The sequence below is a fragment of the Seinonella peptonophila genome (assembly GCF_900129355.1).
Lineage (GTDB): Bacteria > Bacillota > Bacilli > Thermoactinomycetales > Thermoactinomycetaceae > Seinonella > Seinonella peptonophila.
In genome coordinates, this window is sequence record NZ_FQVL01000004.1 from 26,993 (window position 1) to 51,172 (window position 24,180).

A 24,180-nucleotide genomic window follows, 5' to 3' on the forward strand; every position below is an offset into this window, starting at 1 on the left:
TCGTATTTATCAATTATATACAATTCTCTACAAATATATTAGAATATTACCTAAAGTACTATAGAAAGGAGTTTTTGAGATGCGTCCCTATGTCTCAAACCCGATCAGAAGTAAGCTAACCCATGGAACAGCTATCTTAGCAAGTGTGCTTGCCCTTGCGGGTTGTTCGACTGGTTATGCACAAAGTACTGATACACCCCAATCAAAAGTAAAGGTTACCTCGACACCAACCACCACAGAAACGACACCTATGCCCACCCCGACTCCAACTGAACAATCACCTGAATATGCAGCATATTTAATCCAATGTAAAGCAGATGATACAGGCAAAATTGCCAAAGAAGAAACCATCAAAGCACCTTCTTCATTAGGCTCCAATCAGCTTTCCCCAAAAGGTAAACCACTAACAAATAAACAATCATTTGTCAGTACTTGGGTCCATCTAATCAAAGCCCCTGACCAGACAGAAGCTCAACAGAACTTACTCATCTCTATTATTTGTGCACAAGGGAAGCAGTTTGATAATAATGAACAGTTTTTTAAAGGTGATATCCAAAAAGAAAATCAAGGATATAAATTTAGCGGTTATAAAGACTACAAAATCTATTCATCACCTAGCTACACAGTAAAAGGAAATATCTTTGCTACTAAAGATACGATATATATTACTACCAAAAACAACACAAACCTTACGAATGATCAAGTAAACTTACTCGGTGAATCATTTATAGAGAGTCGAACAAGATAAACTAGGTGAAAGGAGTTACGTCGATGAAACGCATTCAGAATAATAGGGTCAAAGGAACTGTTCTTGCTGTATCGGTTGCTGCCTCATTATTAAGCGGATGTTCAGGTCAATCATCAACTCCCTATGCATCCTATTTATTAACTTGTGATCGACAGGAAAGTACCCTTTCCAAAACCGTTCGTTTACATGATCCCCCTGCTCAATGGGGTACGTCAAAAGAAGGACCGAGTGGCGAAAAAGCGGATACCTCTTCGGTTTGGGTGAATGGTTATCTAAAAAGCGACCAACAAATGCAAAGCATCTCCGATATCCTTTGTAGCAATATTGAATCGACCAATGAATATAAAGTCGCCTCTTTTAATGGTACATTGGTTGCAAGCCGAAAAGCAGATGGAATATTACCAGACATATCTAAAAAGAAGCGAAATGGAATTGGCGAAGTTCTTTTTAATGAAACAAGTCAAGAACTAGAAATGAAATTAGGGACAAAGATCGAAGGAACTTATCTACAAGATCTTGTGGAAACACTAAGCCCATTACAAGTGAAACGTGAAGTAAACACATCTCCACCATCGAGAGCGGCTTACCAAATCGATTGTCAAGAAGAGGAGATCATCAATAAAGAATCACCAAAAGAATTGAATGGCTGGGGGACTGTTGCTGAGTCACCAGACGGTAAACCGATCCCAGATGATCAACGGGAACAAACGGTCTGGGTTAATGGTCTTACAACTGATTCAGGTCAAGAACAAGCAGAATCTACTTTGGTGAAGACAATTTGTGGAGATGATCAGAGCGAGCCATTCATTGATGGATCGAATACAGAATATCGCTATGACCTTTCATGGCAAGACAATGTCTTAATGGTGGAAGATAAAAAAGTGGACACTTTTTTTGCACGCATGGGAAGAATTGGATCATTCACAGGTGAAAACGTATCTATCAATACAGCGTCTAAGTTAACACCAAGCGAACTCAAAGATTTAGGGGATATTGTAGTGATCAATAAAGCAGTAGGCATTCGAGAACGATAAAACTTCATTCCATCAAATAAAGCTTGCCTGATTCCTCAAGGCAAGCTCCAAAGTTAGACAAAGCCACGTGATTGGCTCATGATCGTGGTTCTCGACGACGCTCCGACTCGGGCTTGCAAGGATGTGGGACTGTCGCGTTCTGACAGCTTTCGCGGTCGGGCAAAACTCGCCTCCTCCGGCATACGCCTGCGGAGACTCGAACAGTTTGCCCGTAAGGAAAATACGCTTCAGCTGTCATTCCGCTAAGTTGCGCCCGAAATGGAGCTTTGCCGATCACCTCTCCACTCGCTTATTTGGTTTTTCTTCAGTCTGAGGCTTGTCTGATCTCAAGGCAAGCTCTTTAGCTTGTAGACAAAATCACAATAACAACTTAGCAAGCTAAACATTAAAGCGAAATGTGATCACATCTCCATCTGCGACTACATATTCCTTACCCTCTAAGCGAAGCCATCCTTTCTCCCTCGCTTCAGTAATGGAGCCAGCTTCTACTAATGCCTGGTATCCAACGACCTCAGCGCGAATAAATCCTCGTTCAAAATCGGTATGGATTACACTTGCCGCTTGCGGTGCCTTGGTACCTTTGCGAATCGTCCATGCGCGTACTTCTTTCTCTCCAGCCGTAAAATAAGTAATTAAACCTAGTAAGCGATAAGTAGCTGCAATCAACCGATCAAGTCCTGATTGCTGAAGACCTAGTTCCTCAATAAAAAGTTCTTTTTCCTCACCTTCTAGTTCGGCAATCTCAGCTTCAACTTGAGCGCTTACCGTTACCATTTCAGCTTCTTCTTGTGCTGCTATTTTTTGGACAATCTGTACATGCTGATTTTGATCGGCTTGCGCTACCTCATCTTCGCCAATGTTTGCCACATAAAGAATCGGCTTTAAAGTCAATAGATTTAAACCTTTTAAAAGTTGTAATTCCTCTTCATTCCATTCGACTAGGCGGGCCATTCTCCCTTCTGCCAATTCGGGTTGTAAGCGTGACAGAAGTTCATATTCTATCTTTGCCTGTGGATCACCACTTTTCTTTTGCCTTGCTAATCGATCCATTCGACGCTCTACTGTATCTAAATCTGCCAACACAAGTTCCAGATGAATGGTCTCAATATCTGCTGCAGGGTCCACTTTACCTGACACATGGGAAATATTATCATCTTCAAAACAGCGAACGACATGAAGAATTGCATCTACTTCGCGGATATGCGCTAAAAATTGATTTCCTAGTCCTTCTCCTTTGCTTGCTCCTTTTACTAGACCTGCAATATCTGTTATCTGAACAGAAGTAGGTATTACTCGCTGTGGTTGAACTAGTTCAGCAAGTTTCTGTAATCGTTTATCCGGAACATCTACGACTCCCACATTTGGATCAATGGTACAAAAAGGGTAATTTGCTGATTCAGCACCCGCTTGTGTAATTGCATTAAATAATGTTGACTTCCCTACATTCGGCAAGCCCACCACACCAGCAGTTAATGCCATTTTTCATCTTTCCTCTCCGATTTATATCAAGCAGAGAAAAAGCACCCTTTTGGTGCTTCCAGCTTGTAGACAAAGTATAAGTCGTTTTTTATTTCTGAGAACCTAGCTTTAGATACGCTGTGTGATCAAAAAGTATGGATACCACAGGTTCAGTCTGCATAGACGTATGCAAGGCGCCACAACTGTTCGCTTAGAGCGGGATCAACTGACTACACACGTCATAATGAGACATGCAACATTAGCCACTTAGCAATACTTGTACATGACGTGTTACTACAGTACTATCGCCTGTTCTTCACTACATAGTCGTGGTTTTGAAACGCCTAGGCAAATGTGGTAAAGAGCATTTGTCCAGCTTTCTTGCAATCTTTTTCCTTCAGTGAACAAATGTTATTTTCATTTGACTATTAACCAAAATGTAGATTTTTACTTCAAGCTGGTTTTTATGATTCACTTTTATTTGGGTGTACTTTTTTTAATCTTTTTTCAAACCGGCTGCGCGGTAACAGAACACTATGTCCACATCCTGTACACTTAATTCGAATATCCATACCCATTCGAATCACTTTCCAAGCATTTGTACCACAGGGGTGAACTTTCTTCATCTCAACGATATCCCCTAGCGCAAACTCTTTTCGCTGCAAATCAAATCACACTCTCTATCTCATTCTTCTCATTTTGTTGAACGACTATCACCTGAGTTTCTTACAAACACAAACCTAACGACTCATTAGCTTAGTAGTATCAGCGGTGCAATCAAAGTATGCTCTGATTACTCCTGACTATTGCTTGGTTTTCGCATCATTGGTGAGTTTGGGTGGTTGAGTCTATATGAGACATCTTCCAGCACCCATCTCTATCTTTCATTTTCAATGAGCTGATACGATTCTAACAAAAATGGCTGTTCTTAGCATCCCATAAAAAGAAATATCCTGGATAGAAAAGATTCACCATGATTTCACTTACTCCTTCTGTGTGAATGGATATAACCAAATCATAGCGAGTAAAAACAAATTTAAGACCCCATAGAGTGGATACAACCAACTTACTAATGAAGAAAAACCGATTCGTGCAAATGGGATCAAAATACTTAACATCAGGAATCCAATCAACCAATGAGGCCAAGGAAGAAGCCCCTGCATGCGATAAGCAAGTCCATAGAGATTACTTACAGTTGTTGTATAGATCGATAACCAAAGTACAATGGTTATTCCTAATAAGATCATCGGAGATACATTTTGCACTAACGCAAATAATGGGATCTCATATTGTGATAGCAAATGTGAGGCGCGAAGCAAACAGATATTAAAAAGAATTGCAATCAATCCAAGTACAATAAAGCTGATCACTCCTGCAATCCAAATTTCACTTGGATGATTGATTGTTTTCCCCATGGTCGCTAATACAGCTACTAGAGAAATGATATTAAAAGCTGCATATGCAATGGCTGATGGCCATACGGGCAAATGTATACTTTCTGCAACCTTTGTTCCGACATATGGATCTGGTTGAATTAAGTAATATATAAAAACAGCTAAGAGAATGATCGATAAGATGGGCATAAGAATTGTATTGATAGAGAGCAGCCCGCGAATATCAAAAAAGAGTATCAAGAAAGATGGTAACGCTAATATTAAGCATCCCTCAAAAAATGATTGATCCCATTGCTCAAATATAGCTCCACTCCCAGCTAACATGACAATCGAAGTGGTCAATAAATAGATTAATATCAACCCATCAAATAAAATCGCAAAACGTTCTCCCATTAACTTGCGTAATAGTTCCGCATAATTTTCCGTTTGATAGCGCCAACTGATAAATAAAATAATCATACCCGCTCCAAAGAAAAGAAACAAAGATAATAATAGTGACCAATGACTTGCTGTTCCATACGATCCAAAAAACTCCCAAATCTCTCTCCCAGAAGCAAAGCCAGCACCAATCGTTGTACCAATTATCGTCATACTAATTTTTAACGATGGAATCAGCCGTATCCGCACATTCAATCACCTTCCGCAGTTCATTGGTACATGTATATTTCTGAAAATCTATCCGTATACTGATAAAGAACTTTTTTCTGAAAGGTATGATCATATGCAAGAGCTCGAGGGAGTGAATCGAGTCTCTATTACAGATCACTCAGCAAAAGAAAAAACAGCTCATATTTTGCAGCAATTGCTTCTCCCTTTCCACCCTATTCATGAATTAGTCTGTATCTGCATTGGAACAGATCGATCTACTGGAGACTCTTTAGGTCCAATGGTGGGAACTTTATTGACTCGAAATCGTTTAACCAATTGTACAGTTTATGGCACTTTAGATCAGCCTGTTCATGCGCTAAACCTTGAAGGAACATTAAAAGAGATCAAACGCAAGCATATTGATGCGACTTATCTTGCAATCGATGCTTGTCTTGGAAAAGCACGTAGTGTAGGGCAGTTACAAATTGGAAAAGGTCCTATTCGTCCTGGAGCTGCTGTAAATAAAAATTTACCCGCAGTTGGAGAGCTCCATATTACGGGTATCGTAAATATCGCTGGATATATGGAATTTTTTGTTTTGCAAAATACACGTTTAAGTATGGTCTTGCAAATGGCAGAAATCATCTCTGGTGCAATCCAACTTACGCTCTCATCAACCGTTCAGTTTGACAATCAAATAGAGACAAGTATCGATCAAACTTCGATCCAGCAGCCACTCTCTACTCAGTTTGACTAGAGGTTGCTCATCTCCTGAAATCGAATATAAGCGGGTGGTACATGCTTGGTTAACCAAACATTTGGTTCTGTTCGGTAAAAGAGGAATCCATCGCTTCTCATCCTACCAGCTTCTATGATCAGAATTATCGGCTTCCCATGTCGACCACCTACTTGCTTTGCTGTATGGAGATCCGTAGAAAGATGGACATATTGTCGATTCATTCTTTGTAATCCTTCTCGGAGAATAGATGCTAAAAATCGTGTTGCCGTTCCATGAAATAACAGTTCAGGTGGATTTACTGATTCTGAGTGTTCCTTTGATATAGATATCGAATGACCATAACGCGCTCGAATCCTTTTACCATCTGTACTTAGTTCGAAACGGTTCTTATCATTCGTTTCCACAATTTGATGCAGCTCATCGACTGATAAACCTTTTTTATTCTTTTGCAAAGCAATTAATAATTCTTGCACAGAAACCCATCCTTGTGGATCAGGTTGTATATGAATGATTTCTGGCTGATGACGCAATACAAGAGTCAAAAATTTACTCATGTGTTTTTGTTCTGATCGGTTCATTTTCAGACTCCTTATATTGATTGTTCTCTTCCTATCAGCTTGAAGACAACAAAGTTTCTGATCCTTTCAAATAAGGCTCCGCGATATTGATATCTAGAACAAACCCCAGTCAAAAGGCCATCAATTGCTTGGCAATCAATGGCCTTCATGAAAACAATCTTGATTAGTCAATAAATGCATTTTGATTTAGATATTCGATTAGCCGCTCTAGCTCTTGCTCAGAATAATACTCAATTTCAATCTTCCCTTTACGTCTGCCTTGACGAATCCTGACAGGTGTACTCAAAACTTCTTGTAATAAATCCTCATACTGTTTAAAACGAGCAGAGGGTTGTTGTGACTGTTGCTTTTTTGAAGTTTGTCTACTTGTTAACTTTTGTACCCATTCTTCCAACTCACGTACACTTAGCTGCTCCTTCTTTACTTTCTCTGCGAGCTTCCGTTGTAAAGCCTCTTCTTTAATTCCAAGCAATGCACGTGCATGACCCATGCTCAATGTTCCACGTGAAACATCTTCCTGAAGTGTAGGCGGAAGTTGTAATAGTCGTAGAAAATTAGCTACATGCGGCCGGCTTCTACCTACACGATCCGATAATTCTTCTTGCGTCAACGAAAAATGCTGCATTAATTTTTGATAAGCATTGGCTACTTCAATCGGATTCAAATCTTCACGTTGTAGATTTTCAATTAAGGCAATCTCCATCATCTGACGATCATCACATTCTCGGACAACCACAGGCAATGTTTCGATTTTCGCCAGTTCAGCAGCTCGAAATCGTCTTTCACCGACTACAATCTCATAACCATGAATACTTTGTCGAACAACCAATGGCTGAATTAATCCATGTTCTTGCATCGATTGACTTAAACTTTGTAATGATTCTTCATCGAATTGTTTCCGTGGCTGATATGGATTTGGTCGTAACTCTGATAAAGAGACTTCCGTCACTGTCTCATCTTCCGATAAATCAGGGAGAAGAGCACCCAATCCTTTTCCGAGCCCTTTACTACCCATGTTGAATCACCTCATTTGCAAGTTGGAGATAGCACTGCGCACCTCTTGACCGAGGATCATAGGTTAAGATCGGTTTCCCATGACTAGGCGCTTCACTTAGGCGTATATTTCTTGGAATGACCGTCTGATATACTTTCTCGCCAAAGTATCTCTGTACCTCCTCTACTACCTGCGCAGAGAGATTAGTTCGAGCATCATACATCGTACAAAGAACTCCTTCTACCTCTAAGCGTTTGTTTAGGTGTTTTTGAACCAACCGAATGGTATTCAAAAGCTGTCCAAGCCCTTCTAACGCATAAAATTCACATTGGATCGGGATTAAGATTGATTCGGCTGCCGTTAAGGCATTTAAGGTAATGATCCCTAATGACGGAGGGCAATCGATCAAAATATAATCAAAACGATTTTTGAGCGGCAAAATTTCCTGTTGTAACCGTTTCTCTCTTGAAATCGCCTGACTTAATTCAATCTCTGCTCCTGCTAATTGAATCGTAGCTGGAATCACCCAGAGATGATCCAAATCTGTTGATAATACTACTCCTTCAGCCGGATGTTCATCAATCAACACATCATAAATACATGCTTTTACGTCTGCTTTATTAATTCCTAAACCACTTGTGGCATTTCCTTGTGGGTCGATATCCACTAACAACACTTTCTTTTGTTGATATGCTAAACTTGCTGCTAAATTAACAGAAGTGGTCGTTTTGTAGGGTAGGAGCTTGGCGCCATTACTGTGTCACCACAGTTGGTTTCCAAACCCCCCCCTCCGAACCGGACGTGCACCTTTCAATGCATCCGGCTCTTCAGTCGTTTCTTAACCAAACAAAACATTTTTTTCATTACGAAATTCCATTCACTTCATCGCACAAAATGATCATCTCAAATTGATTCTCATTTTCAACCAAACGATCACTCAACTCTTTCTGCCTTTTTGAGTTATGAAATAATATGCTTTTTGATCATTCTACAGCTATCATCGTTTACATGAAGTTTTGCTTTTCCTTGCCTTTTTAACGGTTGATCGAAGTAGGTTAGCACCTTATGTAGACCAGACTCCGCTTTATATCCAATTCCAATCAATCTTTTCGTTCCTGTACCCTGCCTTCGTTTCACATCGACCCCATATTTTTGAAATACCTGTTTGACAGAAATTTTTTCCTTGAGCGCAATTGTTTTTGCCAAACTGTAATAATGAAAGTAACGAAACGTTCCCAGTTTAGAGCTAACATCACTTGCCAAACAATAATAATCATAAAGTCTGCTCATCTCTCTACGGTAGAGAGAAATAAGCTCAAATAGATCAAGGTGAACACGTGCAGGATGAGGCGCTGGTTTATTATGCTTCGAATATGGCTTTAGATACGAGCGCAGCACCTGATTAGACACCAAAAGTTGAATGGGTTGTAACTCCTGATTTGATTTGGCTCTAGTCAATTCATAGCCTAAAAACTGAATAGATTGATCAGCAAGATGGCAAAATTGTAGTAACCCTTGTGATGGTCTAATGTTTAGTTCCTGATCCAAAAAAGTAGCAATTTTTTGATAAACCTGCTTTGCCAATCCTTTAGTCCCTCTAATCCCAATTAAAAAATGATCATTATATCGAACATAATGGATATTACGACTAGATAATAAGATGGGCTCATGTTGTGCGAAAGCCCCTTTCTTATTTTCCATCAGCTCATCAACAAACACATCAAGTTCATGATAATAAATATTACTTAGGATGGGACATAGCTGATTGTTCGGCCACTCTAGATAACCAGCATGTAAAAAGCGCTTCACTAACTCCAGAATTCGTCCATCATTCATTTTTTTACCCAATCGATTGATCAACAGACTATGGTCAATTCCAGAAAAAAAAGATTGAATCGTGCCCTTTATGAGCCAAGTTGACCCGACCGCACCTTGTTTAAAGGATAACAGACCCGTATGGATATTGCGATTTGGTCTAAAGCCATGTGATGACTCTAGAAACAAGGGAGCAAAAATTGCCTCTAACATAAATCGCAAAACTTCTTGCACCAATTGATCCTCGATGGGTAACACATCAAAGGATGTGGACTTATTCTGAGAGGTGTTGCTATTCCTGATTGCTATTGGATAAAAGCTTTCCCTTTTCATTTTCTCAATCAGCCGTCGAACCTGTTCTAAGTGGATATGTTGATTCCTTCTTGTGATGGAATTTCTCTGTGCAATGAAACGATACGCTAACAAGTAAAACTCAGGGTTATAAAAGTTACGATAAAGTCTGTGAAAAACATATTCAGCACAATCTGTTGTTCGTTGGTTAAGTAATGCTAGGATAACTTCAGCTTTTCGCATCTCGCGTACCTCCGTAATCCTTCATTTAAACGACCTGACCTCCTTCGCCATGTAGTAGGCTTTCCCTACCTCCGACTACTATGAGGACTCCGTCATCATATGGGATATTCAGAAGACATTTCATCCACCTTAATCGATGATATTCTTCATAGCTTATTACATTGAGCGCAAACTGAAAGACAAAGCACGCTTACAGAGTCGTGGTTACAGACACTCCATGTTATTGAAATAAGAGATGCCTCCCGTTCAGGTGACAAAGCTATATGGGATGGTCCGTATCTGCTCGCTCAGAGCGGTATCAACTCGGTTATACACGTCATAGTAAATTTGCAGCATTAGCTACTTAGCAAAACTTGTGTACAGAGCATGCAGACAACACTACCGCCTATTCTTACCTACACAAATGCGACTTTGTAGGACTTAGACAAATGCGGGTGAAAGAGCATTTATCCAGATACATTGAAAACCACTTCCTCTTATAGATCAAGCTTCTTTGCCCACTCTGTTTTCTCAATGTAAGGTTTTCTACATAGCTTATGAGCATAAGCATTCCCACTTAGATGATCTCCGCTTTGATTATTGAACACATGGATGCGACGTAGGTTCCCGTTCGTTTCTTTTACACACTATACTTGTGTGTTGGAAAAAATATGGAGAGTGCGTAAGACGTGGGTCATCCTTACGTAATATTTTTCCGTGTACCATATGTTAGCAAACTGTACACCCCGGCAGTTAGGGCAAAGAAACTGGGTTTCAAGCAGTTTAGCTTTGACCTTATCGCATCAATGGTCTTGCACTTCAAGCTGTTTAGCTAACATCCAACCCAAGTGCTTTTCTGACATGCTATGTTCCCCTTTGATGTTTCCATCTCAGGTAAGTCAGATGACCACAGGATTTCTCTCCGATCCTGACCTCCAACAAGGCAATGTTCAATCTCCTTTACGGACGCACACCCACACCACCTTTTTGATTCGCAATCGCAATTATTCGACCCATCGAATCACCTCTCATCATAAGTTTCATCGTAAGCCAAAATAAAGAAAAGAGGCATGATGTCGCCTCAGTGAAAGAATTCTCTCTTCATTGTAATAATTGTAAGGATAGAACGAAAGATAAATTTCTCAATCAATCGACAAAAAAACTAATTCTCTTGTTTTGGAATTCGAATTGTCATCTCAATAAACTGTTGATCATCTTGTTCAATGGTCTCAATCATCATCCCTGTTTGCCGAACCATTTCGATCGAATGACGAATGGTATTCACAGCAATTCGAACATCACGCGAATAATTCTTTCTAGCCTTCATTGCTTTTGTGTGATCTTCCTTTTCAGTGAACTGCATTCGTCGAACTCTCTCTTCGGTCTGTTTTACTGTTAATTTCCGTTCAATGATCTCTTCCAAGAGAGTTAATTGTTGAATGGGGCTTTTTAAAGGAAGTAATGCCCTAGCATGGCGCTCACTAATTGTTCGTGAAGAAAGTGCTTGTTGAATTTTTAAAGGGAGTTGCAATAAGCGCAATTTATTTGCAATCGTTGATTGACCTTTCCCTAATCGCTTCGCCAGTTGCTCTTGAGTTAATTGATGAAGTTCAATCAACTTTTGATATGCTTGCGCTTCTTCAATCGCTGTCAACTCTTCACGTTGTAAATTTTCAATCAGTGCAACAGCAGCAGCTTCTTCATTTCCCATCTCCCGAATAATCGCAGGTATCGTTGGTAACTGGAGCTTTTGCACTGCTCTCCATCTTCGTTCACCAGCAATCAACTCATATCCAGCATCAATTCGTCGTAAGACAACAGGTTGAATAACACCATGTATTTGAATGGTTTGACAGAGCTCTTCCAAGCGTTCATCGTCAAAAATGACTCGTGGTTGATAAGGGCTTGGTTGAATCCGATGGACAGCGATCTGCTTTACTTGATCTTGTTCCCGATCTGTTAAACCAAATAGACGCATCCTCACACCACCCTTCACTATAAAATTCGCTATTTCCTGGAAATACCCCTGCTTCACTACCAGTAAATACAAGTGAGATGTAGAAGAACTCTGATGATGTGAGTGAAGAGATAATCGATAAAGCTCTATTTCGGGTGCAACGAGCGAAATGGTAGTTGAAGCGGCTTTTTCCTTCAAGCAAACTGTTCGATGCTCCGAAGTATGTATGAACGTGAAGGCTGACAGAACACGACAGCCACCTATCTTTGCAAATGTGGATCGAATCGTCGTCAATAAGTCACGATCACAAGCAGATCACGTGACTTTGTCTACAATCTGTAACGATGTTTCACGTGGAACAATGTAGCTTGTAGACAAATGCTACAAGCTCATTTTGTAGTACTTGGAAATCAAGCCCTTACTTCATTACAATAATAATAGTGGACGACTTCTCTTTAATCAGACTCATATTTTCCTGTTATTGATATGCTTACATCAAAACCTTTCCATCTAGTCAGTTGTGTTTAAGCTTTGGCTACAGAAACAGAAAAGTGAAAAACCTGAACCTTAGACGATGAACAAGCCCTGATTGTGGTACAAAACATGATCTGAACATAAAAGTTGCTGATTCATTAGAATCCAGTAGTTTTTTGTGATCCAAGAATCCTCAAACTGATGAAAAACCCAATTGATGAAAAGAAGAGGTTCGTACAATTGGGTAGAAGAAGGAGAAATAGTGGAGTCAATATTTCGCTGTAGACGGAAAAATGCTCCTTCACCCGCATTTTACTAGGCGCTACAAAGCCGAATCTGTGTAGCGAAGAATAGGTGGTAGTACTGTCTGCACACGCCGTGCACAAGTTTCGTTAGACAGCTAACTGCAAGTCTCACAATGACGCGCATAGCCGAGTTGATGCCGCCCTGAGTGAGTAGACGCATCGCCTTGAAGACATCAACACATTCGGAAATGGAGGCAAAGCATAAAATATTGACGGAACCTTTACTTTGTCTACAGGCTAAGGTTTCTTGATCAAAAAATCCCTTATCTCTTAATGTTAGCGTAGGTGAAAGGATATACAATTCTTTATTAATCTTCAGTTTTGTTAAAATCACCCGATTTCGATTGCTAGCAAGGGTATCCTAGTCTTAGCTAGCAAAACTTTCTCTTAAAACATACGATCACTTATTGACCCTTGTCCCTTGCTATTGATAGAATCTTGAAAGAAGGAGCAGTCCAAAAACGGCTAGGAGGAAAAAAGGAAATGACTACACCTGTATACATAGGAAATGACCAAGGTTACTATGGAACCAAGGTTGTCAGTCGGGCAAATGGCAAATTTTACAAAATGTTTATTCGTAATATGGTTGTCCCGAATCGTGTAGGAGAGATCACGTATAACAACGATCCGCATAACATCATGTATAGAGAAAAAGAAGGGGATCGGGAATGGTTCTGCGGAAAGTTGGCCGTTGAGCAATCAGGTGATGATGAATTATTTGACTCACATAAACGTCGTCTGTTTAGCCCATCCTGGTTTCGTGAGCAAGAATATTTGATCATGTTTCGTGTGAGTACAGGACTCATGTTACAAGGTAACTCAGAACCTGTCGTATCAGTTGCACTGCCTACGGATAGTTATATTGATTTCAAAGAAGAGTTAAAAAGAAGACTCATTGGTAAACATAGCTTTGAAGTGAAGCAAGGAAATCTACCATATCGTAAAATTGAATTTGAAATAAAAAAAGAAAATCTTTATGTCATTAGCCAGCCTATGGCAACGCTCTTCCATATCGCGCTTGACAGAGATGGAAAGCTATTAAATGAAGATCTTTTTATTCAAAAAGTAAGTATCAATGATCTTGGGTTTGGTACTTCCGACATTGAAACGCTGCATGGTGAAACCATCATTAAGCGCCAAAGCTTCACTTCACGACACGCTATGATTAACGTTTACCAAAATCTATCCAAACGACTGCTCGAATTTACGCAAGGTGTTGATCCTGATAAGGCGGGAAAAGAGTATCCGATCTGGAGCTTACCTCGCATTGTTCGTTCAGGAGAGATCAGCTTTAAAGGGAAAATTCATGATGTAACACCACTTGTCCAAGAATCGATTAAAGAAGTGGGTGAATCATTAATCGAAGAGGTATGGAACCGCCTAGACTATGGTGACGACATTACGTACATCATCCTAACTGGTGGAGCTTCCATTCCCTTTAAACCATACTATCGGGAACGCTTTGGTGATAAATTAATCTTCGCAGAAGATTATGGAATAGAAGCCCAATTCGCTAACGGTTTTGGACTTTGTAAGTTCTCTCAATCCAAATCAAAATCAGTTCCGATCAAAGATGTCATGGAAGTAGCTGCAACGATTCAACAAGAATTCTCAGTCCCTGATGCGATCAGTGAACCTGTTAGCTCAAATAAAAAAGTAAAGGCAAAAAAATAATTTAGCCCGATTTACCGATTGTTCAATGCCCCCAAGAAGAATGACTTGGGGGTTGAGTTTGTCTTAGAAAACCCCTTTCGATTACAAAATATCCACAGTAAGCTCATACAAAGAATTGGTCTGATCGGTAGCGCATGATTTTTAGAAGAAATCTACAAAAGAAGAACATGTTGAGACTGTAGATAAACACCTATGAGCAAGTGGCAGTTTTGATCGGTAAAGCTCCATTTCGGGCACAACTACGAAATGATAGCTGAGGCGGCATTTTCTCCTCTGCAAACGTATCAAGTCTCCGCAAGCGTACATTGGAGGAAGCCAGTTTTACCCAGCCGCGAAGGATGACAGAACGCATCAGCCAAACATCCTGGATGACGCCCGAGTCGGAGCATCACCGTAAACCACGATCACGTGCAGCTCAGATGACTTTGTCTACAAGCTGAAACATACTGTTTTATCTTTTTCTTTTCTTTGCAAGAAATACATGCGCCATGCTATTCACAACACGATGTAAAAAATTAGACTAGCGAGTTTGCTAAAAAAAGAGGATAATAATATAGAGATTGGCAACTTATATTTATATTCTTTCAAAAGTGGATAAAGGAGGGAAAGCTGATGAATCGTAGCACAGAACAGTATGATCTCATCATTATTGGATCAGGAGAAACGGGCCATTCTGTAATCAAAACGCTACAAGAACAAGGTAAAAAAGCATTGTTGATTGAGTTAGAACCTGGTACATCGATTACCACGGTACAAACCAAGCAACAGCCCTCCTCTCCAGTCGGTCAACTATCGAAACAGCATAATATAGAGAGAACGGCAGAAGATACGGACCAGATTCTAGTCTGTCAACAAAAATTGGTAACTCAGTTCAATGAAACGACTACATATTCATTTTTACCACAATTGACCCAACCTGTAACACCTGAAGAAACATCTTCCATCATCAATCATCAGACAAAAAGAATAGAAGAAAGCGACATTGTGGATGCTGAGTTTATTGATATTTTTCCAAAGACCGAGCGACAGAATCTTGATATAGCTATGGATGAACATGAAGCTGATGAAATACTTGAAGTTGTTGAACCAGAACTGATTGGGGAAGAAAAAGAGTCGTTGACAGATCATGAAGATTTGTTTGATGGGGAGTTTTCATCACCGTTTAAAACACCTTTCCCAGCCCCAAAAACTCATTTTTCAAATGTAGAATCTCATACATTTGAAGAGCAAAATGTAAAATCAGAACCACCCATGCATGAACAATTGTTACGGCGCAAATTTCAAGCTGATGATCCTGAAGATTCGATTGAGCCATCCTTCCCCCTCTCTTTTGATGGGTTACAGATGGATGACCATCGACCAACGACAAATTGGGCGCAAAATGTTACACCGCTCTTGTCAAACAAAGAGCTTCATCAACAGCCCGAAGAAGAGGATTCCTTCCTTGACACATTATTAGATAAGCCGCTTCCAGTAGAACGGGAATCAAGACTTCGAAAACGGTTTATGAACAAGCAACGCATCGAGCAACAATTGGATTATCATGAACCAAAATCTGCTGAGCCTGTTCCAATTCCAAGTCAAAAGCCAGAGATTAAGCCACCTACTTTTAAAACACAGATTAAGCCACAAATGATTCAACAAAAATCTGAACCAATCTCTGAACAGAAGGAAGAGGCAAATCCTCTTGAAGTGAGCAAACCAGTTAACATAGAACCCATCGTTGCCCGACGTCGTACAAGGACACAGAAGAAGAAGATTATGCTTACAAAGAATGAAGCGCTTTTTGAAACCAAATCAAAGAAAAGAAGACCACATCCATCAAGAAAGGCAAGCCAAATTGAAGAGACCGATGAAAGCTTATACAACTTCGAGAATCCTTCAATTCAGCCGTTTATGCGTCCGCCTTCAACAAACGAAGATCCGATTACTGCCTTTAAAAACGATGAACAACCAGTACTAGAAAAAGATTTATTTGATACGGATGAATTTATTGAAACAGCACAACCTACTTTACCAACTTCAAATAACGATTCCTTAAAACGGGATGATATTGAATTTGAAGAACCATATGACGGCTATAACTCTTGGGATGAATTTGTGACCCCTTATTCTACAAATAATCGCAAACGGCAAGAGCTAGATCAAATTGAGAAACGGAAAATCGCTTTACGTGGCTTACACAATTTAATTAATAATCTAGGTTGATGAAAAGAAAAGAACCGATCCTAGCTATCAATTAGCGCTTTGCTTGGATCGGTTCTTTATGTGGTAAGCCCGCACGCCTTGGGTAACGACGCGGAGAATGATCTCTTTTCTTCATTAACAGGAGATTTCGCTCTCCTATTGACCCCGGCAATGTAAGATGGCACTTCTTTAAACTTGCTTTTCCTAACACATGGAGGGCATAACTGGCTTCCTCGATTTCTTCGTCGATCACAGCCCCCTTCTGTGCGATAAAGGAACCTTGAACCTTTACAAAAGGGAGACAGTATTCAGCTAATATATTCAGACGAGCAACTGCTCGAGCTACAGCTAGGTCAAACTGTTCCCGATATTCATCCCTCTGCGCTAACTCTTCCGCTCGGCTATGAACCGCATCAATTGCACTTAACTGTAATTCTTCAATCACTCCTTGTAAAAAGCGAACTCTCTTCTGCAAAGAGTCGATTAATAAGACCTCAAGCTGTGGAAAAGCGATTTTCAAAGGAATACCCGGAAAGCCTGCTCCTGTCCCTACATCGATCAACTTCTTGATTTGTTCAAAAGAAGTATATGCTGCAATGGAGAGAGAGTCATAAAAATGTTTGATGTAAACCTCTTTTTCATCTGTAATCGCTGTTAAATTTAAATACTGGTTGGTTTCGATGATCCGATGATAATATTGATCAAACTGTTCCAATTGAAGAGATGTGAGCGAGATCGAAAAATCTTTCGCCACTCGCTCTTGCATCCATCTACTCATTTCTTTCACTCGTGTACCTTTTCCTTTCGTACTGCTCGGTTTCCTTGTTCCATATGAATCATTAAAATGGAAATATCGGCTGGACTTACCCCTGAGATTCGAGAAGCTTGACCTAGTGAAAGCGGTCGAACTTGTGTGAGTTTTTCTCTCGCTTCAGAAGAAATACCTTCGATCATTTCATAATTCACCCAATTAGGAATCCGCTTTTCTTCCATTTTCTTCATCTTCTCTACTTGTTGCAGAGATTTTTGGATATAGCCCTCATATTTAATTTGAATTTCAACTTGCTCCATTACATCCTCACTTAATGGTGTCGGCGATGGTGATAGCGAGGCAATATTTTGGTAACTCAGCTCTGGTCGTTTTAGTAATTGAGCTAGTTCGATAACTTGTTGGATCTCGTTGGTGCCCATTTTCACTAATTGATCCCGTACTTCAGCAGTAGGACGAATTCTTGTCTGATGTAAGCGAGCGATTTCACTTTTGATCGCCTGCTGTTTTGCTTGAAAACGCTGATATCGCTTCTCTTTAATCAGCCCAATCTCATAGCCGAGGTCTGTAAGACGAAGGTCAGCATTATCATGGCGGAGCAGTAGACGATATTCAGCCCTCGAAGTAAGTAAGCGATAAGGCTCAGCCGTTCCTTTCGTGACCAAATCATCAATCAATACACCGATATACGCCTGTGAACGATCCAAAATGACTGGTTTTCTACCCTGAACTTTCCTTGCGGCATTGATTCCAGCCATAATACCTTGCCCAGCTGCCTCTTCGTAACCTGATGTGCCATTGATCTGACCAGCCGTAAATAAACCTTGGATTCGCTTTGTTTCGAGACTGGGCCATAATTGAGTAGGGACAATGGCGTCATACTCAATCGCATATCCAGTTCGCAACATTTCAACCTTCTCTAAACCTTTGATCGTACGTAACATTTTTTCTTGTACATCTTCAGGTAGACTAGTTGATAATCCTTGCACATACATTTCTTCTGTATGCCGACCTTCCGGCTCAATAAAGATTTGATGCCTTCCTTTATCGGAAAAACGAACAATCTTATCCTCAATAGAAGGACAATAACGAGGTCCTCTTCCTTCAATCACACCCGAAAACATAGGCGCCCGATGTAAATTATCACGGATTTGCTGATGTGTCTCTTCGTTCGTATAGGTTAACCAACATGGAAGTTGATCTGTTATATATTCGGTTGTTTCATATGAAAAAGCACGTGGTTCTTCATCACCTGGCTGAATCTCCATCTGCTCAGTATCGATTGATCGTGAGTTAATGCGAGGAGGTGTACCTGTTTTAAACCGCACCATCTCAAGCCCTAGCTCCATCAAATGATGAGCCAATTGAATGGAAGGCTGCTGGTTATTTGGTCCGCTTTCATACGCAAGATCGCCTATAATTACTTTTCCACGCAAGTAAGTACCCGTTGTTAACACGACTGCATCTGCACGATACTCAGCTCCAGTTCGCGTTATCACACCATAACAACGATCCTTATCTACCAAAAGACGTTCCACCATCCCTTGTTGTAAATCAAGCATCGATTCCTGTTCGATTGTTTTCTTCATTTCACGCTGATACATCACTTTATCAGCTTGGGCACGTAGAGCATACACAGCTGGGCCTTTCCCTGTATTCAGCATCCGCATCTGTATATATGTTTTATCTATATTTCTTCCCATTTCGCCACCCAGCGCATCAATTTCTCTGACCACATGACCTTTAGCAGGCCCACCAATCGATGGATTACAGGGCATATAGGCGATGGTGTCCAAGCTCAAGGTTAAGAGCAGGGTGCGACAATTCATCCGAGCGGCTGCTAGTGCAGCTTCACATCCGGCATGACCAGCACCAATCACAATCACATCGTAATGTTTCACTTCAATCACCCCTTTTCATCACTTGAACATCTTTACTTTCCCAAACAAAATTGAGAAAAAATCTGATCAATTAAGTCTTCAGCAACCGCTTCCCCAATCACTTCGCCCAATGCTTGCCAAGCATTTTTTAAATCGATTTCAATCATATCGATTGGGATGCCTACTTCTATACCTTTCATTCCTTCATCAAGATTTGAAAGAGCTTGTTCCAATAAAGCAATATGTCGCGCATTCGATAGATACGTAGCATCTTGATCTACAACTCGACCAGAAAAAAATAGATCGGCAATTGCTTGCTCTAACTCTTCAACGCCCTGCTCTTGAACCAATGAAGTCGTAATCAAAGGCAAGTCACTAGCGAGCAATTTCAGCTCATCCCATTCGACCTGTTGAGGAAGGTCAGTCTTATTTACAATGATAATACCAGTCTTTCCTTGCAACCAGGTAAGCAGTCTTCGATCTTCGGTATGCAATGGCTCCGAAGCATTTAAAACTAGCAGAATAAGATCAGCCGTTTCTAAAGCCTTCTTTGACCGTTCTACCCCGATCTTTTCAACCACATCTTCTGTTTCACGAATTCCAGCTGTATCTAATAACCGTAACGCAATTCCCCGTACTTTTACATACTCTTCAACTACATCTCGGGTCGTTCCTGGTATATCTGTTACAATTGCACGATTTTCTTGTGTCAACACATTTAACAAAGAAGATTTACCTACATTGGGTCTTCCCACAATCGCTGTAGAAATACCTTCACGAATGATTTTACCCTGTTTAGCAGTCTGCAACAATCCTTCAATACGTTGGTGAATTTCGCTCATTCGTTCCTGTAAAAAATCAGATGTCATCATTTCTGCATCATATTCTGGATAGTCAACATTTACAGCCAGATGTGCAAGTGTCTCTACAATTTCAGTGCGCAACTGCCGAATGAGCCGAGATAACCTACCTTCAGCTTGATTTAAAGCTACTTGCGCCGCCTGATCTGTTTTTGCGCGAATAAGATCAATCACTGCCTCCGCTTGAGATAAATCGATGCGACCGTTTAGAAAAGCTCGTTTGGTAAATTCACCAGGCTCTGCCAAACGAACACCCATCGTTAATAAGGCTTTCATCGCTTCTTCAACTGGGATCAGCCCACCATGACAACTGATCTCGACAGTATCTTCTCTCGTAAATGTCCGTGGAGCTTTCATCACTGTCACAAGCACTTCATCAATCAGCTTCCCAGTACGTGGGTGATGAATTTTACCATAGTGAACAGTATGAGAATCAACTTTTGACAGCACTTCTTTGCCACGGTAGAGTTGATCAACATATGCGATTGCATCTGACCCACTAACACGGATTACTGCAATTCCACTTTCACCCCATGCAGTCGCAATTGCGGCAATGGTATCATGCTCCATTATGCCACCACCTTTCTATCAATATGAAAAACCCCTCAATGGGGGTTCTGATGTGTAAACATAAACAGGGACTAACTTGCCGTTTTTTCCTGTGGATTACCACCTGAGGGTTTAAAGATCAAGACGTACTGTAGAATGGTTAAGATATTACCAAAGAACCAATATAGTGATAAAGCAGAAGGAAAACTATAGGCAAAGACAAAGATCATCACAGGCATGATAAACATCAAGATTCTCATCTGTGGATTGTCGCCAGAGCCCGTTACGAGCAATTGCAAATATGTTGTGATCGCTGCTAAAATCGGTAAAATCAAGTATGGGTCTGGTTTTCCTAGCTGCATATAGAGAAAACTTGAATCAGCAATATGCGGATTTCGCATTATCGCTTGATAAAATCCAAACAATATCGGTAACTGGATCAATGAAGGTAAACAGCCTGCCATCGGGTTCACCTTATGTTTTTGAAACAATTGCATCATAGCTTCTTGCTGCTGCTGAGGTTTATCTTTATATTTTTCCTGTATTTTCTTCATCAAAGGTTGGATTTTTTGCATTTCTTTTGTACTCTTCTGTTGCTTCCATGTAAGCGGGAAAAGTACTAATCGCACTAGGAAAGTAACTAATAAAATGGACCAACCATAGTTTCCTAGAATTTTTTTAAAGAAATCCAACAAATGAGAGAGAGGAATGACAAAGTACCGATCCCAAAATCCAGCATTGTGTTCATCAATCTTTTTCATACTGGAAGGATTTGGACTACAACCCGCTAGCGCAACGAGAGAGATAACCAAAACGAGAATTATAGCGATTGTACGTTTTCGTTTTAGCAAAGGGGATCCTCCTCTTTCTGCTCCTTTTGTGGTACATGATCAATCCCTCCTGGATGAAATGGATGACATTTGGCAATCCGTTTCAATGTATACCATCCGCCTAACCAAAAACCATGTCGCTCAATCGCAATGAGTCCATATTGCGAGCAAGTGGGGTAAAACCGGCAGACAGGTGGTTTAAGTGGAGAGAGATAACGCCTATATATGTGAATCATGCCTAATGCAAAACGTTTAAGCATCGATATCACCTCATTCCGGTGATCGCGACCGGAAGCATTTTGCTTTCTTCATCACATGACGCAAGCTGGACTCGACTTGTTGAAAGGTTAGATCAACCGCTGGCTTACGAACAATAATAATCAGATCGACATCATGTTTTAATTCATTTGCCCAACTGCGAACAACCTCTTTTACACGACGGCGAATCCGATTGCGAACCACGGCTTTTCCCACTTTTCGACTAACTGAGATCCCTAATCGAAAAGAATCATGTTCTCCAGGGCGTCTGTAACGTAAGAAAACAACGAATTGGCGGTTTGCGACTGATCGACCGAGCCGAAACACGCGACGAAAGTCCCGTCGTGCCTTTAAACGATAAGTTCGATGCAAATGAGGAACAGCTCCTTTATTTTCATCGATAAATAGGAAAAAAGGCCACAGTTCAAACGGTGGCCTAAATTATGCAGATAAAACTTTTCTACCTTTTCTTCTACGATTACGCAAGACTCTGCGGCCATTTTTTGTGCTCATGCGTTCACGAAACCCGTGAACGTTTTTACGTCTCCGATTACTCGGTTGGAATGTGCGTTTCATAAGTTTTGTCTGACCATCTATATAAAAGCAACTCACGTACAAAAATGCGTTGTTGAAATGCTTCTGAATGGTCAGTTTATCCTCCCTTCTCATACTTCGGTCGTACAGTCGACAATCTCTCACATTATAGCGATTGAAGCTTGCCTATGTCAAGATTCTTCATTATCCACAGGTTATCCACACCCATTTTTGCAGATTTAAAGTTATTCACAGCTTATCCACAGGTTATCCACAGCTTATCCACATATTCAGGAGCTGTGGATAACTTATTTTTACTGCTTGTGGATAATGTGGATATATTCTCTGAAGTCCTTGTAAATAAAGGCTAAATTTGATATGCTAATCTTGCTTTTATCCGTGGATAACTTCATCATCAAACACACTTATCCACAGGTTGTGGATAAGTCCCTCTTTTTTTATCCACAGGTGTGGATGAGCACTTCTACGGCACCTGTGGATATGTGAATAACTAAGGAAAATAGTGGGCGCGATTCGATTTTGCCCTGTGGATAAAGTTTTTTTGAAAGGAGCCAATCTGATTGGACCATCTTCATATTCAAGAGCTATGGGCGCAAGCTCTTAATCTACTACAGCAGCAAGTGAGTAAACCTAGCTTTGAAACATGGCTGAAAGCAACTGAAGCTATCGATTTTCGTGATGACATTTTAATTGTGACAGCGCCCAACGATTTTGCGCGTGACTGGCTTGACTCTCGGTATGCTGACATCGTGCGTTCAGCCTTAAAAGAAGTGACTGATTCCGTAATTGGCATTCGCTTTGTAAGTCGAACGGAAAAGCTAGAAGAAGTTGAAAAGCCAAAACCAAAAAGGCAGCAGACAGAGGAAACCAATCACTCGCGCTCACAGCTTAATCCTCGTTACTTGTTTGACACATTTGTGATCGGCTCAGGCAATCGATTTGCTCATGCCGCATCTCTTGCTGTTGCTGAGCAGCCAGCCCAGGCTTATAATCCGCTCTTTATTTATGGTGGAGTAGGTCTTGGAAAGACACATCTGATGCATGCAATTGGTCACTATATCTTGGATAACAACCCAGAAAGTCGAGTCGTATATATATCCTCCGAAAAATTTACAAATGAATTTATCAATGCAATTCGTGATAATAAAGCGACTCAGTTCCGTGATAAATACCGTTCTGTGGATATCTTGCTGATTGATGATATTCAGTTTTTAGCTGGAAAAGAACAGACACAAGAGGAATTTTTCCACACATTTAATGCTCTTCATGAGGAAAACAAACAACTGATTATTTCTAGCGACCGACAACCAAAAGAGATTCCCACTTTAGAAGATCGCTTACGCTCTCGCTTTGAATGGGGCTTAATTACTGATGTACAGCCTCCTGACCTAGAAACACGAATTGCAATTTTGCGTAAAAAAGCGATCGCCGACAAATTAGATATTCCCAATGAAGTACTTGTCTACATTGCAGATCGTGTAAGTACCAATATTCGCGAGCTTGAAGGAGCATTGATTCGGGTCGTCGCCTACTCTGCTCTAGTCAATCAACCGATTACTCCTGATCTTGCAGGTGAAGCCCTTAAAGAAATCATGCAAAACCCAAAACCGAAAGTTGTCAGTATCCAACAGATTCAAGAAATCGTCTGTAATTATTACCATCTACAAGTTGATGATCTCAAAAGTAAAAAACGAACCAAGACAATCGCTGTACCTAGACAAATAGCGATGTATCTCTCGCGCGAATTAACCGATTTCTCGCTTCCACGAATCGGTGGTGACTTTGGTGGACGGGATCATACAACTGTCATCCACGCACATGAAAAGATAAGTCGACTCATTGAAAATGATCCCATTCTACAAAAAGAAGTTTTGGAAATTCGAAAGAGAATAGAACAAAATTTGTGAACAAATTATGGATTTTTATAAAGTTATCCACAATTTTCTGTGGATAACTCCCCTGTTCCCCCCACCAGAACGAACAGTATAGAAAAAGTGCCTGTGGATAAAATGTGGATAACT

21 protein-coding genes and 1 pseudogene are annotated in these 24,180 nt (G+C 40.5%); 6 read left to right on the forward strand and 16 right to left on the reverse strand.

Features of this window, described 5'->3' with window-relative positions; translation table 11 throughout:
* The first annotated feature begins 79 nt into the window (after positions 1-79).
* The gene (locus tag BUB71_RS08535; RefSeq protein ID WP_073154432.1) at positions 80-748 is read left to right on the forward strand and encodes a hypothetical protein; all 669 of its coding nucleotides are present in this window, start codon (positions 80-82) and stop codon (positions 746-748) included.
* 23 nt (positions 749-771) lie between these two features.
* Complete coding sequence (locus BUB71_RS08540) at positions 772-1,782, forward strand: hypothetical protein (RefSeq protein WP_073154433.1); 1,011 nt, start codon at positions 772-774, stop codon at positions 1,780-1,782.
* 378 nt (positions 1,783-2,160) lie between these two features.
* Here the strand turns inward: BUB71_RS08540 and ychF are convergent, their stop codons facing one another.
* The 3 genes from ychF to BUB71_RS08555 all read right to left on the reverse strand — a co-directional run bounded on the left by ychF (position 2,161) and on the right by BUB71_RS08555 (position 5,261).
* Positions 2,161-3,261 carry a redox-regulated ATPase YchF gene (ychF, locus tag BUB71_RS08545; RefSeq protein ID WP_073154434.1) on the reverse strand — a complete coding sequence of 367 codons (1,101 nt, stop codon included), beginning with the start codon at positions 3,259-3,261 and terminating at the stop codon, positions 2,161-2,163.
* A 443-nt stretch (positions 3,262-3,704) separates the two neighbouring features.
* Entirely contained in the window at positions 3,705-3,905 is a 201-nt protein-coding gene (locus BUB71_RS08550; protein WP_073154435.1) for a DUF951 domain-containing protein, read from the reverse strand.
* A 318-nt stretch (positions 3,906-4,223) separates the two neighbouring features.
* On the reverse strand, positions 4,224-5,261 hold the full coding sequence (locus BUB71_RS08555; RefSeq protein WP_084731318.1) for a YkvI family membrane protein: 1,038 nt from the start codon (positions 5,259-5,261) through the stop codon (positions 4,224-4,226).
* 94 nt (positions 5,262-5,355) lie between these two features.
* Here BUB71_RS08555 and yyaC point away from each other — a divergent pair, with 94 nt between their 5' ends.
* Positions 5,356-5,979 carry a spore protease YyaC gene (gene yyaC / locus BUB71_RS08560; protein ID WP_073154436.1) on the forward strand — a complete coding sequence of 208 codons (624 nt, stop codon included), beginning with the start codon at positions 5,356-5,358 and terminating at the stop codon, positions 5,977-5,979.
* On the opposite strand, the gene BUB71_RS08565 is transcribed toward yyaC, so the two are convergent.
* The 5 genes and pseudogenes from BUB71_RS08565 to noc all read right to left on the reverse strand — a co-directional run bounded on the left by BUB71_RS08565 (position 5,976) and on the right by noc (position 11,839).
* A complete protein-coding gene (locus BUB71_RS08565; protein ID WP_073154437.1) occupies positions 5,976-6,539 on the reverse strand; it encodes an RNA 2'-phosphotransferase in 564 nt (187 codons plus the stop codon). The genes yyaC and BUB71_RS08565 overlap by 4 nt on opposite strands.
* Before the next feature lie 163 nt (positions 6,540-6,702).
* Positions 6,703-7,554 (reverse strand): ParB/RepB/Spo0J family partition protein, encoded by an 852-nt coding sequence (locus BUB71_RS08570; protein ID WP_073154438.1) that lies wholly within the window; start codon positions 7,552-7,554, stop codon positions 6,703-6,705.
* Positions 7,547-8,263 (reverse strand): annotated as a pseudogene (locus BUB71_RS08575) (ParA family protein); the annotation flags it as partial. The pseudogene BUB71_RS08575 and the gene BUB71_RS08570, both read right to left, overlap by 8 nt.
* 230 nt (positions 8,264-8,493) lie before the next feature.
* On the reverse strand, positions 8,494-9,882 hold the full coding sequence (locus BUB71_RS08580; protein ID WP_073154439.1) for a reverse transcriptase/maturase family protein: 1,389 nt from the start codon (positions 9,880-9,882) through the stop codon (positions 8,494-8,496).
* Positions 9,883-11,023: 1,141 nt separating this feature from the next.
* Positions 11,024-11,839, reverse strand: a complete 816-nt coding sequence (gene noc, locus BUB71_RS08585) for a nucleoid occlusion protein (RefSeq protein ID WP_073154440.1) — start codon at positions 11,837-11,839, stop codon at positions 11,024-11,026.
* Positions 11,840-13,080: 1,241 nt separating this feature from the next.
* Between noc and BUB71_RS08590 the strand changes: the two genes are divergently transcribed.
* Positions 13,081-14,271 (forward strand): ParM/StbA family protein, encoded by a 1,191-nt coding sequence (locus BUB71_RS08590; RefSeq protein WP_073154441.1) that lies wholly within the window; start codon positions 13,081-13,083, stop codon positions 14,269-14,271.
* A 190-nt stretch (positions 14,272-14,461) separates the two neighbouring features.
* On the opposite strand, the gene BUB71_RS19530 is transcribed toward BUB71_RS08590, so the two are convergent.
* Entirely contained in the window at positions 14,462-14,623 is a 162-nt protein-coding gene (locus BUB71_RS19530; protein WP_175552320.1) for a hypothetical protein, read from the reverse strand.
* Between the two features lie 260 nt (positions 14,624-14,883).
* On the opposite strand from BUB71_RS19530, the gene BUB71_RS08595 reads away from it, so the two are divergent.
* A complete protein-coding gene (locus BUB71_RS08595; RefSeq protein ID WP_073154442.1) occupies positions 14,884-16,479 on the forward strand; it encodes a hypothetical protein in 1,596 nt (531 codons plus the stop codon).
* Between the two features lie 31 nt (positions 16,480-16,510).
* Here BUB71_RS08595 and rsmG read toward each other — a convergent pair whose 3' ends face one another.
* From rsmG to rpmH, 7 genes are all read right to left on the reverse strand, one after another.
* Entirely contained in the window at positions 16,511-17,236 is a 726-nt protein-coding gene (gene rsmG, locus BUB71_RS08600; RefSeq protein ID WP_073154613.1) for a 16S rRNA (guanine(527)-N(7))-methyltransferase RsmG, read from the reverse strand.
* A 5-nt stretch (positions 17,237-17,241) separates the two neighbouring features.
* Positions 17,242-19,137: a tRNA uridine-5-carboxymethylaminomethyl(34) synthesis enzyme MnmG gene (gene mnmG / locus BUB71_RS08605; RefSeq protein ID WP_073154443.1), complete on the reverse strand. Its 1,896-nt coding sequence runs from the start codon at positions 19,135-19,137 to the stop codon at positions 17,242-17,244.
* Between the two features lie 23 nt (positions 19,138-19,160).
* On the reverse strand, positions 19,161-20,537 hold the full coding sequence (mnmE, locus tag BUB71_RS08610; protein ID WP_073154444.1) for a tRNA uridine-5-carboxymethylaminomethyl(34) synthesis GTPase MnmE: 1,377 nt from the start codon (positions 20,535-20,537) through the stop codon (positions 19,161-19,163).
* 71 nt (positions 20,538-20,608) lie between these two features.
* Positions 20,609-21,367 carry a YidC/Oxa1 family membrane protein insertase gene (locus BUB71_RS08615; RefSeq protein ID WP_073154445.1) on the reverse strand — a complete coding sequence of 253 codons (759 nt, stop codon included), beginning with the start codon at positions 21,365-21,367 and terminating at the stop codon, positions 20,609-20,611.
* A complete protein-coding gene (yidD, locus tag BUB71_RS08620) occupies positions 21,361-21,606 on the reverse strand; it encodes a membrane protein insertion efficiency factor YidD (protein ID WP_217653541.1) in 246 nt (81 codons plus the stop codon). Before yidD ends, BUB71_RS08615 begins: the two co-directional genes overlap by 7 nt.
* A gap of 10 nt (positions 21,607-21,616) precedes the next feature.
* A complete protein-coding gene (rnpA, locus tag BUB71_RS08625; protein ID WP_073154446.1) occupies positions 21,617-21,976 on the reverse strand; it encodes a ribonuclease P protein component in 360 nt (119 codons plus the stop codon).
* A gap of 69 nt (positions 21,977-22,045) precedes the next feature.
* Positions 22,046-22,180: a 50S ribosomal protein L34 gene (gene rpmH / locus BUB71_RS08630; RefSeq protein WP_073154615.1), complete on the reverse strand. Its 135-nt coding sequence runs from the start codon at positions 22,178-22,180 to the stop codon at positions 22,046-22,048.
* A 539-nt stretch (positions 22,181-22,719) separates the two neighbouring features.
* Here rpmH and dnaA point away from each other — a divergent pair.
* Positions 22,720-24,066 (forward strand): chromosomal replication initiator protein DnaA, encoded by a 1,347-nt coding sequence (gene dnaA / locus BUB71_RS08635; RefSeq protein ID WP_073154447.1) that lies wholly within the window; start codon positions 22,720-22,722, stop codon positions 24,064-24,066.
* The last annotated feature ends 114 nt before the right edge of the window (positions 24,067-24,180 follow it).

Excerpts from the sequence above, each read along its gene's own strand:
- BUB71_RS08535 (WP_073154432.1), top strand. The coding sequence starts at position 80 with ATGCGTCCCTATGTCTCAAACCCGATCAGAAGTAAGCTAACCCATGGA.
- BUB71_RS08540 (WP_073154433.1), top strand. The coding sequence starts at position 772 with ATGAAACGCATTCAGAATAATAGGGTCAAAGGAACTGTTCTTGCTGTA.
- ychF (WP_073154434.1), bottom strand. The coding sequence starts at position 3,261 with ATGGCATTAACTGCTGGTGTGGTGGGCTTGCCGAATGTAGGGAAGTCA.
- yyaC (WP_073154436.1), top strand. The coding sequence starts at position 5,356 with ATGCAAGAGCTCGAGGGAGTGAATCGAGTCTCTATTACAGATCACTCA.
- BUB71_RS08565 (WP_073154437.1), bottom strand. The coding sequence starts at position 6,539 with ATGAACCGATCAGAACAAAAACACATGAGTAAATTTTTGACTCTTGTA.
- BUB71_RS08570 (WP_073154438.1), bottom strand. The coding sequence starts at position 7,554 with ATGGGTAGTAAAGGGCTCGGAAAAGGATTGGGTGCTCTTCTCCCTGAT.
- BUB71_RS08580 (WP_073154439.1), bottom strand. The coding sequence starts at position 9,882 with ATGCGAAAAGCTGAAGTTATCCTAGCATTACTTAACCAACGAACAACA.
- noc (WP_073154440.1), bottom strand. The coding sequence starts at position 11,839 with ATGCGTCTATTTGGTTTAACAGATCGGGAACAAGATCAAGTAAAGCAG.
- BUB71_RS08590 (WP_073154441.1), top strand. The coding sequence starts at position 13,081 with ATGACTACACCTGTATACATAGGAAATGACCAAGGTTACTATGGAACC.
- BUB71_RS19530 (WP_175552320.1), bottom strand. The coding sequence starts at position 14,623 with ATGCGTTCTGTCATCCTTCGCGGCTGGGTAAAACTGGCTTCCTCCAAT.
- BUB71_RS08595 (WP_073154442.1), top strand. The coding sequence starts at position 14,884 with ATGAATCGTAGCACAGAACAGTATGATCTCATCATTATTGGATCAGGA.
- rsmG (WP_073154613.1), bottom strand. The coding sequence starts at position 17,236 with ATGAGTAGATGGATGCAAGAGCGAGTGGCGAAAGATTTTTCGATCTCG.
- mnmE (WP_073154444.1), bottom strand. The coding sequence starts at position 20,537 with ATGGAGCATGATACCATTGCCGCAATTGCGACTGCATGGGGTGAAAGT.
- yidD (WP_217653541.1), bottom strand. The coding sequence starts at position 21,606 with ATGCTTAAACGTTTTGCATTAGGCATGATTCACATATATAGGCGTTAT.
- rpmH (WP_073154615.1), bottom strand. The coding sequence starts at position 22,180 with ATGAAACGCACATTCCAACCGAGTAATCGGAGACGTAAAAACGTTCAC.